This is a genomic window from Pedococcus sp. P3_C7 (assembly GCF_056402615.1).
On the sequence record NZ_JBFUHC010000001.1, the window covers coordinates 156,762 to 169,890 of the forward strand.

The 13,129-nt window shown below is 70.0% G+C and carries 13 protein-coding genes and 1 pseudogene; 9 read left to right on the forward strand and 5 right to left on the reverse strand.

Annotated features, from left to right (window positions below; genetic code table 11):
- Positions 1 to 43 precede the first annotated feature (43 nt).
- On the forward strand, positions 44 to 1,879 hold the full coding sequence (gene lepA, locus AC1DS4_RS00710) for a translation elongation factor 4 (RefSeq protein WP_477613405.1): 1,836 nt from the start codon (positions 44 to 46) through the stop codon (positions 1,877 to 1,879).
- Positions 1,880 to 1,923: 44 nt separating this feature from the next.
- Positions 1,924 to 2,394, forward strand: coding sequence for a hotdog fold domain-containing protein (locus AC1DS4_RS00715; RefSeq protein WP_477624662.1), 471 nt, complete (start codon positions 1,924 to 1,926; stop codon positions 2,392 to 2,394).
- Between the two features lie 45 nt (positions 2,395 to 2,439).
- Here AC1DS4_RS00715 and AC1DS4_RS00720 read toward each other — a convergent pair whose 3' ends face one another.
- Positions 2,440 to 3,234: a tyrosine-protein phosphatase gene (locus tag AC1DS4_RS00720; RefSeq protein ID WP_477631958.1), complete on the reverse strand. Its 795-nt coding sequence runs from the start codon at positions 3,232 to 3,234 to the stop codon at positions 2,440 to 2,442.
- Positions 3,235 to 3,502: 268 nt separating this feature from the next.
- On the opposite strand from AC1DS4_RS00720, the gene hemW reads away from it, so the two are divergent.
- Complete coding sequence (hemW, locus tag AC1DS4_RS00725) at positions 3,503 to 4,729, forward strand: radical SAM family heme chaperone HemW (RefSeq protein WP_477612541.1); 1,227 nt, start codon at positions 3,503 to 3,505, stop codon at positions 4,727 to 4,729.
- Positions 4,730 to 4,774: 45 nt separating this feature from the next.
- Here the strand turns inward: hemW and AC1DS4_RS00730 are convergent, their stop codons facing one another.
- Both AC1DS4_RS00730 and AC1DS4_RS00735 read right to left on the reverse strand, forming a co-directional pair.
- Positions 4,775 to 5,266: a DUF4870 domain-containing protein gene (locus tag AC1DS4_RS00730; RefSeq protein WP_477631959.1), complete on the reverse strand. Its 492-nt coding sequence runs from the start codon at positions 5,264 to 5,266 to the stop codon at positions 4,775 to 4,777.
- A 187-nt stretch (positions 5,267 to 5,453) separates the two neighbouring features.
- Positions 5,454 to 6,338, reverse strand: coding sequence for a DUF3097 domain-containing protein (locus tag AC1DS4_RS00735; protein ID WP_477612543.1), 885 nt, complete (start codon positions 6,336 to 6,338; stop codon positions 5,454 to 5,456).
- Positions 6,339 to 6,486: 148 nt separating this feature from the next.
- Between AC1DS4_RS00735 and hrcA the strand changes: the two genes are divergently transcribed.
- Genes hrcA through AC1DS4_RS00750 form a run of 3 tightly spaced genes read left to right on the forward strand, consistent with a single transcriptional unit; the run spans position 6,487 to position 9,511 of the window.
- Complete coding sequence (gene hrcA, locus AC1DS4_RS00740) at positions 6,487 to 7,518, forward strand: heat-inducible transcriptional repressor HrcA (RefSeq protein WP_477612544.1); 1,032 nt, start codon at positions 6,487 to 6,489, stop codon at positions 7,516 to 7,518.
- Positions 7,519 to 7,573: 55 nt separating this feature from the next.
- Positions 7,574 to 8,698 carry a molecular chaperone DnaJ gene (dnaJ, locus tag AC1DS4_RS00745; RefSeq protein WP_477631960.1) on the forward strand — a complete coding sequence of 375 codons (1,125 nt, stop codon included), beginning with the start codon at positions 7,574 to 7,576 and terminating at the stop codon, positions 8,696 to 8,698.
- Positions 8,699 to 8,713: 15 nt separating this feature from the next.
- On the forward strand, positions 8,714 to 9,511 hold the full coding sequence (locus AC1DS4_RS00750; protein ID WP_477645977.1) for a 16S rRNA (uracil(1498)-N(3))-methyltransferase: 798 nt from the start codon (positions 8,714 to 8,716) through the stop codon (positions 9,509 to 9,511).
- Here AC1DS4_RS00750 and AC1DS4_RS00755 read toward each other — a convergent pair.
- Positions 9,507 to 10,484 (reverse strand): annotated as a pseudogene (locus AC1DS4_RS00755) (Gmad2 immunoglobulin-like domain-containing protein); the annotation flags it as partial. The gene AC1DS4_RS00750 and the pseudogene AC1DS4_RS00755 sit on opposite strands and share 5 nt — an antisense overlap.
- A complete protein-coding gene (locus AC1DS4_RS00760; protein ID WP_477631963.1) occupies positions 10,481 to 11,029 on the reverse strand; it encodes a SigE family RNA polymerase sigma factor in 549 nt (182 codons plus the stop codon). The pseudogene AC1DS4_RS00755 and the gene AC1DS4_RS00760, both read right to left, overlap by 4 nt.
- A gap of 152 nt (positions 11,030 to 11,181) precedes the next feature.
- Between AC1DS4_RS00760 and AC1DS4_RS00765 the strand changes: the two genes are divergently transcribed.
- From AC1DS4_RS00765 to ybeY, 3 genes are all read left to right on the forward strand, one after another.
- Positions 11,182 to 11,553 carry a histidine triad nucleotide-binding protein gene (locus tag AC1DS4_RS00765; protein WP_477631964.1) on the forward strand — a complete coding sequence of 124 codons (372 nt, stop codon included), beginning with the start codon at positions 11,182 to 11,184 and terminating at the stop codon, positions 11,551 to 11,553.
- An 81-nt stretch (positions 11,554 to 11,634) separates the two neighbouring features.
- A complete protein-coding gene (locus AC1DS4_RS00770) occupies positions 11,635 to 12,684 on the forward strand; it encodes a PhoH family protein (RefSeq protein ID WP_477612550.1) in 1,050 nt (349 codons plus the stop codon).
- Positions 12,662 to 13,129: an rRNA maturation RNase YbeY gene (gene ybeY, locus AC1DS4_RS00775; protein ID WP_477612551.1), complete on the forward strand. Its 468-nt coding sequence runs from the start codon at positions 12,662 to 12,664 to the stop codon at positions 13,127 to 13,129. Before AC1DS4_RS00770 ends, ybeY begins: the two co-directional genes overlap by 23 nt.

The window sequence follows — 13,129 nt, forward strand, 5'->3', positions numbered from 1 at the left end:
GTTCTCCCGATGCCCCGTGAGGTTTGAAGCACCCGTGTCCCCGATGGCCCGCACCGCGCTGCAGCCGCACGCAACGCCGCCGGACCTGATCCGGAACTTCAGCATCATCGCCCACATCGACCACGGCAAGTCGACGCTGGCCGACCGGATGCTCCAGGTCACCGGCGTCGTCGACGGCCGCGACATGCGCGCGCAGTACCTCGACAAGATGGACATCGAGCGCGAGCGCGGCATCACGATCAAGTCGCAGGCCGTCCGCATGCCGTGGGAGCTCGACGGGACGACCTACGCGCTCAACATGATCGACACCCCCGGGCACGTCGACTTCACCTACGAGGTGTCGCGGTCGCTCGCCGCGTGCGAGGGCGCGGTCCTGCTCGTCGACGCTGCCCAGGGCATCGAGGCCCAGACGCTGGCGAACCTCTACCTCGCCATGGAGAACGACCTCGCGATCATCCCGGTGCTCAACAAGATCGACCTGCCCGCGGCGCAGCCGGAGAAGTTCGCCGAGGAGCTGGCCGGCCTGATCGGCTGCGAGCCGGAGGACTGCCTGCTCGTCTCGGGCAAGACCGGTGTGGGCGTCGAACCCCTGCTCAACGAGATCGTCAGGCAGCTGCCGCCGCCCACGGGTGACGCGGACGCGCCCGCCCGCGCGATGATCTTCGACTCGGTCTACGACACCTACCGCGGTGTGGTCACCTACGTCCGGGTCATCGACGGCAACCTCAACCCCCGCGAGAAGATCGCGATGATGTCCACCAAGGCCACCCACGAGCTGCTCGAGATCGGGGTCAGCTCGCCCGAGCCCACTCCGGCCAAGGGGCTGGGCGTGGGGGAGGTCGGCTACCTCATCACCGGCGTGAAGGACGTGCGCCAGTCCAAGGTCGGCGACACCGTCACCAACGCGGCCAAGCCCGCCAAGGAGGCGCTCGGCGGCTACCGCGACCCCAAGCCGATGGTGTTCTCGGGTCTCTACCCGATCGACGGGTCGGACTACCCCGACCTGCGCGACGCCCTCGACAAGCTCAAGCTCAACGACGCCGCGCTGGTCTACGAGCCCGAGACGTCCGCCGCACTGGGCTTCGGCTTCCGCATCGGCTTCCTCGGCATGCTGCACCTCGAGATCGTGCGCGAGCGGCTCGAGCGCGAGTTCGATCTCGACCTCATCTCGACGCTGCCCAACGTCGTCTACGACGTGACGATGGACGACGGCAAGGTGCTCACGGTCACCAACCCGAGCGAGTTCCCCTACGGCAAGGTCAGCTCGGTCACCGAGCCGATCGTGCGCGCCACGGTGCTGGCACCGAGCGAGTTCATCGGCGCGATCATGGAGCTGTGCCAGCAGAAGCGCGGCACCCTGCGCGGCATGGACTACCTCTCCGAGGAGCGCGTCGAGATGCGCTACACGCTCCCGCTCGCCGAGATCGTCTTCGACTTCTTCGACCAGCTCAAGTCGCGCACCCGTGGCTACGCCTCGCTCGACTACGAACCCGACGGTGACCAGGTGGCCGACCTGGTCAAGGTCGACATCATGCTCCAGGGGGAGACGGTCGACGCCTTCAGCTCGATCGTCCACAAGGACAAGGCCTACGCCTACGGCGTGATGATGGCCGGCAAGCTCAAGGACCTCATCCCGCGCCAGCAGTTCGAGGTGCCCATCCAGGCTGCGATCGGCTCACGCATCATCGCCCGCGAGAACATCCGCGCGATCCGCAAGGACGTCCTCGCCAAGTGCTACGGCGGCGACATCAGCCGCAAGCGCAAGCTGCTCGAGAAGCAGAAGGCCGGCAAGAAGCGGATGAAGAACATCGGCAGCGTCGAGGTGCCGCCCGAGGCCTTCATCGCCGCGTTGTCCAACGACGCAGTCACGAAGAAGTAGCCGCTTCGCCGTTTCGCGGTGTTACCGTCCGGTAACATCAGCGCATGGTCGACACCTACGCGATGTACCGGCGCCTCACGGCATACCCGCAGGGCAAGCGTCTCTTCTCGCTCGTCTTCGAACAGGCTGCGCCCTACTTCCGCACCGCACGTCCCCGGTTCGTCGAGCTGGGACCCAACCGTGCCGAGCTGACCATCAAGAAGCGTCACCGCGTGCAGAACCACATCGGCACCGTCCACGTCATCGCGATCTGCAACGGCCTCGAGGCGGCCATGGGCGCCCTCGCGGAGGCGACCATCCCGCCGACGCGCCGGTGGATCCCCAAGGGCATGGAGGTGGAGTACACCGCCAAGGCGACCACCGACATCACCTGCGTCGCCGAGACGGACCCGGCCGACTGGGCGCGCGAAGGCGACGTGGAGATCCCGGTGCGGGTCAAGGGAGTCCGCGGGGACGGCACCCCCGTCGTGCAGGGCACCATCCGCCTCTGGGTCACCGACAAACCGGCTCGGTGAGCCGCCGCAGGCGAGCGCCACGACCCGGTATGCCGCGGGGCCGGGTCAGGCCCGCAGGCTCGCGCGCAGGGCGTCCACCTCGTCCTCGCTCCAGCCCTGCGCGCGCAGCCAGCCGCTGGCGCCGCCGTAGCGCTCGGTCAGCACGCTGAGGATCCGCTCCATCGTCTCCGGCTTGGGACGGTGGTGGTCCATCGGCTGTCCCGCCAGGACCTCGCCGTAGGCGGGGCGAGCCATCAACCTGGCCACGACCCGCTCGATCCGCTCACCCGTGGCGACGTAGTCGGCGACGACGTCCTCGTCGCTCACGCCAGCCACGGACAGGGCCAGACCCACGACGGTGCCCGTACGGTCCTTGCCTGCGGCACAGTGCACGATCGTCGCGCCGCGGCTGCGCGAGACGACCTGCAGGGCAGCGCTGACCGAGTCCGGCCGGTGGGCGAGGTAGCCGAGGTAGTGGCTGGCCCAGTAGTCGTCGTCGAGACGCGGCTCGGCGTCGGCAGCGGCCTGGGCAGCCTTGGACCAGGGGAGGACCAGCGCCTCCGCCGCCGTCACCTCCCGGACGTCGTCGCGGAAGAGTGAGTGGTGGTGGTGCGTGAGGTCCCGGGCACGCAACGGCCCCGGGCCCTCGATCTGCACCTCGACGTTGCTGCGCAGGTCGACGATGTCGGTGACGCCGATGCGCTCCACGAGGTCGACGATGTCGGCGTCGGTGAGGTCCTGGAGGTTGTCCGACCGCAGCAGTCGTCCGGTGGCGACGTGGCCACCGTCGGTGGTCGGCAGGCCTCCGACATCACGCATGTTGACGACGCCGTCGAGGTCGATCCAGAGAGGGGTGGTCACCTGCTCGACCCTACGCGTGAGACCCCCGGACATAGGTGAAGGCCTCGGAAAGTATGAGTTTCCGAGGCCTTCGACGGTCAGGACCGAGGTCCTGACCGACGCTCTCGCCGAAGCGATTGCGTGGGTTATTTCTAATCCAGGGACGACTGCGCCACAAGTGGTTCAGCGGAAATTTCTGGGACTTTCGGGGGCCATTTCGAGTCCACTCCGGCGTGTCCCCAAGACACGCCGTGTCCGGGCTGCGGGCGTCGCCTGCGAGGATGGAGCCATGCCCAGCGCCCTGCCCGACGGTGACCCCGCGCCGTCGGACGGGCTCCTCCCAGAGGCATCGCTCCAGGCTCTCGGGGACCGTCCGTTCGGCATCTACCTGCACGTACCGTTCTGCTCGGTGCGCTGCGGCTACTGCGACTTCAACACGTACACGCTGACCGAGCTCGGCGTCGACGGAGCCAGCATCGGCACGTTCGCTGACGCGGCACTGCGTGAGCTGGTGTTCGCGGTCGACGTGCTCGGCGAGGTGCCGACCGTCGACACGGTGTTCGTCGGCGGCGGGACCCCCACGATGCTGGCCGCGGAGGACCTCGCCCGGATGCTGCACGGCATACGGGACCGTTTCGGGCTGGCTCCTGGCGCCGAGGTGACCACCGAGGCCAACCCCGACTCGGTGACTCCCGCGGGGCTCGCCGTCCTCGCCGAAGCAGGGTTCACCCGGGTGTCGCTCGGAATGCAGTCGGCGGTGCCGCACGTCCTGCAGACCCTCGAGCGCACCCACGACCCGGCCAACGTCGAACGCGCGGTCGACGCCGCCCGCGCCGCCGGGCTCCAGGTCAGCCTCGACCTCATCTACGGCACCCCGGGCGAGTCCCTCGACGACTGGCGGACCAGCCTGGCTGTGGCGAGCTCGCTGGAGCCCGACCACATCTCGGCGTACGCCCTGGTGGTCGAGGAGGGCACCAAGCTGGCGGCCCAGGTACGGCGCGGACAGGTGCCCGCTCCTGAAGACGACGACGAGGCGGCCAAGTACGAGATCGCCGACGAGCACCTCGCCGCGGCGGGCTACACCTGGTACGAGGTGAGCAACTGGGCCCGGCGCGAGGAGGCGCGGTGCCGCCACAACGAGGGCTACTGGGCCGACGGCAACTGGTGGGGGATCGGGCCGGGCGCACACAGCCATGTGGGCGGAGTGCGCTGGTGGAACGTCAAGCACCCCAACGCGTATGCCGCCCGCGTCGCCGAGGGGCTCAGCCCGGCTCACGGGCGGGAGACGCTGACCGACGAGCAGCGGTACGACGAGCGAGTGCTGCTCGGCGTGCGGCTCGTGGACGGTCTGCCGATCGCGGACCTGCGTGACGACGGGCGCCTCGCCGTCGCCGGCCTGATCGCCGACGGTCTCGTGGACGCGCAGGCGGCCCTGCGCCGTCAGCGGGTGGTGCTGACGAGGCAGGGCCGCTTGCTGGCGGACACCGTCGTGCGACGGCTCCTGGGGCTGCGCTGAAGTTCGGACTGTGCTGACGTTCGCACTGCGCCGACCGCCAGGCAGTTACCTCACCAGCTCGGGCGTGAGGGGGTAGCGGTACCACTCGCCGTGGTTGGCCTTGACCGCGGCGATGATCGAGAAGACCACCCAGGCGATGCCCGTGGCGATGAAGAAGGGGATCCCGATCAGCACGAACGAGAGGAGCCCGAAGACCCACAGCGCGATCGTGATGACGATCTGGAAGTTGAGCGCCTGCGCGGCGTGGAACCGGATGAACGGCCCCCGGTCCTTGAACACGAGGAAGACGATGAGCGGGCCGAGGAACGGGAAGCCCACCATGGCCGCGACGAACGGGGCGATGTGGACGAGGGTCGCCCAGGTCTTCTCGTCCTGGGGCGACATCGGCCGGGGAGCCACGCCGTAGGCCGCCGGCGGGGGCTGGGTCGGCGGCCGGTCCTGTGGCTGGTCCTGTGGCTGGTGCGGCGTCGGCTGGTAGCCGGGGGGCGCCTGTGGGGGCACCTGCGACTGCTGCGGCTGCTCTGGTTGGTCGGTCATGGGTCTCTCCGTGGTGAGGGTCTGCGTGGTGTCTGCACCCAGTGAAACGCACGACGACCTCCGAAAGTCCACCTTTCGGGGTGTAGGCAGGGGAGGTTCAGGGACAGGTCAGGGTCGACCCCGAGGCAGGGGTCGCCGAGGACGTCAGTGCCCCGGCTCGCTCACCCTGTGACATCTCGTGACTCCGTCACCCTGTGACATCTCGTGACTCCGTCACGAAGTCGATGAGCTCCTCGACGCTGGCCAGCAGGGTCGGCTCGAGGTCGGCGTAGGAGCGCACGGTCCCGAGGATCTGCTTCCACGCCCGCGCGATGTCGGCCTGGTCGTGGTGCGCCCAGCCCAGGTGCGCGCAGATGCCGTGCTTCCAGGACTGGCCACGGGGGATGACGGGCCACTGCGACAGCCCGAGCCGCTCCGGGCGCACGCTCTGCCACACGTCGACGTACGGGTGCCCCAGCACACGCACGTGCGCGGCATACGGTCCCCGCGCGGCGTCCTGCACCACCCGGTGCTCCTTGGTGCCCGGCAGCAGGTGGTCGACGAGGACTCCCATCCGGCGGCCGGGGCCGGGCTGGAAGTCCGCGATCGCCGCGACCAGGTCGTCCACGCCGTCGAGCAGCTCCACGACGACGCCCTCGACCCGCAGGTCGGCGCCCCAGACCTTCTCGACCAGCTCGGCGTCGTGCCGGCCCTCGACGAAGATCCGCGAGCCGCTGGCCACCCGGGCGGTCGCTCCGTGGACGGCCCGTGAGCCGGAGGCGGTGCGCGAGGCGAGGGCGCGTGCGTCGGCCAGCAGGGCACGGGCCGCGGCAGTGGGCGGCGTCAGGATGACGGGGGAGCCGTCGAGCAGGAAACCCGGACCCATCGGGAAACCCTTCGTGCGGCCACGTCGGTCCTCGAGGTGCACGACGCGCATCCCGCCGGCCTTCTCGACCCGGACCACCGCACCGCACCAGCCGGTCTCGACGTCCTCGACGACCAGGCCGGTCTCGGCCTCCACCTCGCGGGAACGGCCCCGCGGGGGGACCTTCCAGTCACCGGACAGGACATCGGAGCCATAGCGGTCGGACACCGACGCAGGGTATGCCGCCCCGGGGCCTTGGCTGCGCGGGCGCGCCGCCCGTGCGGTCAGGACACGGGAACAACGTAGACTTGGCACTCGCTGAGCCTGAGTGCCAGCCTGTCCGTAGCGGGGCCAGATCGGTCGAAGGAGGTGCCTGATGAGTGAAGAACGTCGACTCGCAGTGTTGCGCGCGATCGTGCAGGACTACGTCCAGACCTCTGAGCCGGTGGGTTCCAAGGCCCTGCTGGACCGGCACCAGCTGGGGGTCTCGGCCGCGACCGTGCGCAACGACATGGCGGCGCTGGAGGAAGAGGGCCTGATCGCGGCTCCGCACACCAGCGCCGGGCGGGTGCCGACCGACGCCGGCTACCGCCTGTTCGTTGACCGGTTGAGCTCGGTCAAGCCCATGACGGCGGCCGAGCGGGCCGCCATCGCCCAGTTCCTCGAGGGCGCCGTCGACCTCGACGACGTGGTGGACCGGACGGTCCGACTGCTCGCCTCACTGACGCGGCAGGTCGCCGTCATGCAGTACCCGTCGCTGACCCGGTCGACAGTGCGGCACATCGAGTTCGTCGCGATGGGCCCGACCCGCCTGATGGTCGTGCTCATCGTCAACACCGGCCGCGTCGAGCAACGCATCATCGAGACGAGCCACGACCTGTCCAGCAAGGACGGCGAGGCGACCCTCGGGCTCGTCCGGGTCAAGGTCAACGCGCGCGCCGTCGGACAGCGGCTGGTCGACGCCGCGGCGTCCCTGGCCAGCCTCGCCGACGAGTTCGAGCCGGGCGACCGTGACCTGGTGCGGGCCGTCGTGCGGTCCCTCGACGACGCCCTCGTCGAGGAGCGCGAGGAGCGTGTCGTCCTCGCGGGTACGGCGAACCTCGCGCGCGTCGGCACAGACTTCCCGCTCAGCATCGGCCCGGTCCTCGAGGCCCTCGAACAGCACGTCGTGCTGCTCAAGCTGCTGGGCACCGCGCGCGAGACCTCCGACACGGTCTCGGTGCGCATCGGCCACGAGAACCCGTTCGCCGGGCTCCAGTCGACCTCGGTCGTCTCGACCGAGTACGGCTCGGGCTCAGAGCTCGTCGCCGGTCTCGGCGTCCTCGGCCCCACCCGGATGGACTACCCCACGACGATGGCGTCGGTGCGGGCCGTGGCGACCTACGTCTCCCGAATCCTCGCGCAGTGACGCGCGTCCGACCTCGTACCACCGACCGTCACCCCGGTGACACCAAGGACATTCGTTGAACGACTACTACCAGGACCTGGGTGTGTCCCGGGACGCCAGCCCCGACGACATCAAGCGCGCCTACCGCAAGAAGGCCCGCACGCTGCACCCGGACGTCAACCCGAGCCCGGAGGCGGAGGAGCAGTTCAAGAAGGTGTCGCAGGCCTATGACGTGCTCTCCGACGCCGACAAGCGCCGGTCCTACGACATGGGGTCGGACCCCTATGCCGGCGGCGCTGCCGGGTTCGGGCAGGGGTTCTCCTTCAGCGACATCATGGACGCCTTCTTCGGCGCCGGGGCAGGTCAGGCACAACGGGGTCCGCGGTCGCGGCAGCGACGTGGCCAGGACGCCCTCATCCGGCTCGACATCGACCTCGGCGACGCCGTGTTCGGTGCCGAGAAGGAGCTCGCCATCGAGACGGCCGTGGTCTGCTCCACCTGTCACGGTGACGGTGCCCAGCCTGGCACCGCTCGCCGCACGTGTGACGTGTGCGGCGGTCGCGGCGAGATCCAGCAGGTCCAGCGCTCGTTCCTCGGCCAGGTGATGACGACCCGTCCCTGCGTCACCTGCCAGGGCTACGGCGAGGTGCTCGTCAGCCCGTGCTTCGAGTGCTCCGGTGACGGCCGGGTCCGCACCCGCCGAACCCTCAAGATCAAGGTGCCTGCCGGAGTGGACACCGGCACCCGCATCCAGCTCGCAGGCGAGGGTGAGGTCGGCCAGGGCGGCGGTCCCGCCGGCGACCTCTACGTCGAGGTGGCGGTGCGCCCCCACCAGACCTTCCAGCGGCGTGGGGACGACCTGCACTGCACCGTCGAGCTGCCCATGACCGCCGCCGCTCTCGGCACCACCGTCAAGCTCGACACGTTCGACGGCTGCAACGAGCTCGAGATCAAGGCCGGCACGCAGCCCGGCGACGCCATGACGCTGCGTGGCCTCGGGGTCACGCACCTGCGCGGCACCGGCCGCGGCGACCTCATCATCCACGCCAACGTGCAGACCCCGACCCGCCTGGACGAGCAGCAGGAGGAGCTCCTTCGCCAGCTGGCCACGCTACGCGGTGAGGAGCACCCGGCCGGGCGGTTGTCCCCGGCCCACCCCGGGCTGTTCGGCAAGCTCCGCGACGCCTTCAAGGCCAAGTAGCCAGGTCCGCCCGACGTGACCCTGCCGCTGTTCCTCGTCGAACCAGCCGTCCTCGTCGAGGCTGCCGCGGGCACGCGCGTGGTCCTCGATGGTCCGGAGGGCCGGCACGCAGCCACCGTCCGCCGGATCGCCCCCGGAGAGCGGGTGATGCTTGCCGACGGCGCCGGCCTGCGCGTCACCTGCACGGTCCAGGCGGCCGGCAAGGCAGAGCTCGAGCTGGTCGTCCTGGAGGTGTGCCGCGAGCCGGAGGTTGTGCCTCGGTTCGTCCTCGTGCAGGCCCTGGCCAAGGGTGACCGCGACGACCAGGCCATCGAGGCGGCGACCGAGTTCGGGGTCGACGAGGTGGTGCCCTGGCAGGCGTCGCGCAGCATCGTCCAGTGGCGTGGTGAGCGTGGCGACAAGGCCCGCCGCAAGTGGGAATCGACGGTCACCGCAGCGGCCAAGCAGTCCCGCCGCGCGCGAGTGCCGGTCGTCGCAGAGCTGGTCACGACCAAGACCCTCGCGGCGCGCATCGCCGGCGCCGCGGCGGCATACGTGCTGCACGAGGACGCGACACAGACCCTTGCGGCCCAGGCGCTCCCGACCGACGGCGACGTCCTCGTCATCGTGGGCCCGGAAGGCGGGATCACCGCCGAGGAGGTCGGTGCGTTCGAGGCAGCGGGAGCGCTGACCGTCCGTCTCGGTGACACCGTGCTGCGGTCCTCCAGCGCCGGGCCTGCCGCGCTCGCGGTGCTGAGCGCAGCTTGCCGAGGTCGATGGAGTAGGTGCCCTGCATCGGGGCTCCGATCGAGGCCGTGGTGTGCCCGGCCTTGACCTTGGTGCTGCCGCGCCTGAGCTCGTAGGTGACGTTGGCCTCGAACACGATCGCCAGGCCCTCCACGACCACCGGCTTGGCTGCCGACAGCACCTGGTCGCGGCCGGGCGTGGTGACCCAGATGGGAGCGACGTCCTCATAGAGCCGGTCGGACGGCGGCCTGGTGAAGGTCTGGGCCGTCGAGATCGACCCGAACAGCGTGGTCGAACCGTCGGCGACCTCGAACCGCACAGGGAAGGTCTGCTGGATCGCGGCCTGCGCTGTCCACACGAGCTCCTGGACGGCGAGCCGCTTGTTCTCGTCACCGACGACGGCGTCCTTGGAGCCGCCGTTGGCCAGGTGGACCGTGATCAGCCTGTCGGTGACGGTCACGTCGCCGATGGTCTGGCCGGACCACGGCTGGAGGTAGCCGTCGGTGTTGCTGTAGGGCTGGGCGTTGATGGCCAGCACGAGCGCGGCCTTGGCCCGCTCCGCCGGGGTCGCACTCGTCGGGAGCTCGCTGCGGATGAAGTCCCGGAACAGCCGGTAGGTGGGCTTGTCGTCCCCGATCGGCCCGACGAAGTAGACGGGCAGTGACACCGACTGCGTCGCGGCCGGGCCACTGGTCGACGGCGACGAGGAGGGCGACGTCGTGGGACTCGTGCTGGCGGACCCGGTCGCGGACTGCGACGGCCCGGAGGTCTGCGGGGGCGTGATCGTGGGCCCGTCGTCCTGGGCGGACCACCACACGCCGCCGATGATCGCCGCCACGGCCGCAGCGGCCGCCAGCGGCATCATCCAGCGCCGGGTGCCCGTGCCACCGGCACCGGTCAGCGGGCCCGCCTCGTGGGCCTCGTGCAGGATCGTGTCGAGGCGGTTCGACGGGTGCACCTGCTGGACGTCCTGGGCCAGGGCCTGGCGCAGTCGCCGCTCGACCTGGTCGAACTCTCCCGGCTCGTAGTCGGGGTGCAGGAAGTCGATGCGATCGCTCATGACGCTGCCTCCATCCGGTCGCGCAGCGTGGCGAGCCCGCGGTGGGCATGGGCCTTGACCGAGCCCGCGGAGATGCCGAGGGCGTCGGCGATCTCGGCCTCGCTCAGGTCGAGGTAGTAGCGCATCGTCAGGACCTCTCTCTGGCGCTGGGGCAGTCGCCCCAGCGCGCTGATCATCGAACTGGTGCTCTCGGACTGGAGGGCGCGGTCCTCGGCGCTCGCCTCGGTGTGCCGTGTGTAGGCCGTGGGCTCACCCTGCTCGCGCGCGACGTAGCGCTCCTCGACCCCGCGGTGTCGCAGGCCCGAGCGCGCTCCGTTGACGACGGACCGACGTAGGTAGGCAGACGCCGCCTGGTGGTCGCGGATCGAGTCCCACCGTCGGTGCACGGCGATGAACGCGTCCTGGACGACCTCCTCGGCCGCGAGGTCGTCGCGCAGCAAGAGCCACGCCAGTCGGACCAGCCCGGTCCAGTGCGCGGCATACAGCTCGGCGATGGCCTCGTCGGCCGCCGGCCGGACCTCGCCACGGTGGTCATGCTCTGCCACGCTCAACAGTCTCACGACCTGATGACGCGCAGCCCTGTCAACCGGTTGACGCGCCGGGCGCAGGTTTCTCACCCAGGTGGAACGACCTTCACGGGGGCGCCTGCAGGTTTCGTTCCGATTGGAGGGATACCTGCAATGGGTAGGCTCGATTCATGGAGACTTCGGCGACGCGGCACACCGACCCCGACTGCCTGTTCTGCAAGCTCGTGGCGGGGGACATCCCGGCCACCGTGGTCTACGAGGACGAGGCGACCTTCGCGTTCCGGGACCTCGAACCCCAGGCTCCGACCCATGTCCTGGTGGTTCCGCGCCACCACGTGCCCGATGTCGCAGCGCTTGCGCAGGAGGCACCCGACGACGTCACGGCCCTGATCCGCGCCGTGGCTGCCGTCGCCGCGCAGGAGGGCATCGCCGACCGTGGCTACCGCTCGGTCTTCAACACGGGCGCGGAGGCACATCAGACCGTGTTCCACGCCCACGTCCACGTGCTCGGCGGCCGGTCCATGACGTGGCCACCCGGCTGAGCGGCACCGTAGACTGGTCGGACCATGCCAGATCCTGATCATCCGACCACGCTGGGGGGCGCGCCCGAGGGTGCCCTTCCGATGCCCACCCACACCGTCGAGATTCCTGCCCAGGTGCAGATGGTGACCCTCCTCGGTCCGCGCGACGAGCTGCTCCGCACCATGGAGCGGGCCTTTCCGCAGCTGCAGATCCACGTCAGGGGCAACGAGTTCCACCTGTCCGGCCCGAGTGCCGAGGTCGCGCTCGCCGAGCGCACCATCGACGAGCTGCTCCTGGTCATCGACGGCGGTCAACCGCTCAACCGCGACGCCGTCGAACGCTCCATCAGCATGCTGCGTGCCCAGACGACGGAGCGGCCCGCCGACGTGCTGACGATGAACATCGTGAGCAACCGCGGCCGCACCATCCGGCCCAAGACGCTCAACCAGAAGCACTACGTCGACGCGATCGACGAGCACACCATCGTCTTCGGCATCGGCCCGGCGGGCACGGGCAAGACCTACCTCGCGATGGCCAAGGCTGTCGCCGCGCTCCAGGCCAAGCAGGTCAACCGCATCATCCTGACCCGGCCGGCAGTCGAGGCGGGCGAGCGGCTGGGCTTCCTGCCCGGCACGCTCAACGACAAGATCGACCCCTACCTGCGGCCGCTCTACGACGCGCTCCACGACATGGTCGACCCCGAGTCGATCCCGCGGCTGATGGCTGCCGGCACCATCGAGGTCGCGCCGCTGGCCTACATGCGTGGGCGTTCCCTCAACGACGCGTTCATCATCCTGGACGAGGCCCAGAACACCTCACCCGAGCAGATGAAGATGTTCCTGACGCGCCTCGGCTTCGGGTCCAAGATGGTCGTGACCGGTGACGTGACCCAGATCGACCTCCCCGAGGGCACCCGGTCGGGGCTGCGGGTGGTCCGGGACATCCTCGGTGACGTCGAGGACATCCACTTCTCCCTGCTCACCGCCCAGGACGTCGTCCGGCACCGCCTGGTGGGCGCCATCGTCGACGCCTACGGCCGCTGGGACGATCAGGGCCAGCCCGTGCAGGGCGAGCGCCTCCGAGGACAGAACGGGCAGGGCGAGCAGCACGGTCAGGGAGGGCGAGGGCGTGAGCGTCGACGTTCTCAATGAAACCGACTTCGAGCTCGACGAGCTCGAGCTGGTGGCGCTGAGCCGCTACGTCATGGGGGAGATGCGGGTCCATCCGGGCGCCGACCTGTGCCTGCGACTGGTGGACGAGGCCGCGATGGAGGTGCTCCACGTCCAGTGGATGGACCTGCCCGGCCCGACGGATGTGATGAGCTTCCCGATGGACGAGCTGCGGCCGGCCCGGGAGGGCGACGAGCCCGAGGAAGGCGTCCTCGGCGACATCGTCCTCTGCCCGTCGGTCGCGGCCAAGCAGGCCGCCGACGCGGGACACGCGACCGAGGAGGAGCTCCTGCTGCTGACCACGCACGGGATCCTGCACCTGCTCGGGTACGACCACGCGGAACCCGAGGAGGAGCGCGAGATGTTCGAGCTCCAGCGGCAGCTGCTGCTCACCTTCCTCGCGGGCCGCGGGCGGCCCGCCACCTGA

Bases quoted from the DNA above. Each gene is read 5' to 3' on its own strand.
- lepA (WP_477613405.1), top strand. From the start codon at position 44: ATGGCCCGCACCGCGCTGCAGCCGCACGCAACGCCGCCGGACCTGATC.
- AC1DS4_RS00715 (WP_477624662.1), top strand. From the start codon at position 1,924: ATGGTCGACACCTACGCGATGTACCGGCGCCTCACGGCATACCCGCAG.
- hemW (WP_477612541.1), top strand. From the start codon at position 3,503: ATGCCCAGCGCCCTGCCCGACGGTGACCCCGCGCCGTCGGACGGGCTC.
- AC1DS4_RS00730 (WP_477631959.1), bottom strand. From the start codon at position 5,266: ATGACCGACCAACCAGAGCAGCCGCAGCAGTCGCAGGTGCCCCCACAG.
- hrcA (WP_477612544.1), top strand. From the start codon at position 6,487: ATGAGTGAAGAACGTCGACTCGCAGTGTTGCGCGCGATCGTGCAGGAC.
- AC1DS4_RS00765 (WP_477631964.1), top strand. From the start codon at position 11,182: ATGGAGACTTCGGCGACGCGGCACACCGACCCCGACTGCCTGTTCTGC.
- AC1DS4_RS00770 (WP_477612550.1), top strand. From the start codon at position 11,635: ATGCCCACCCACACCGTCGAGATTCCTGCCCAGGTGCAGATGGTGACC.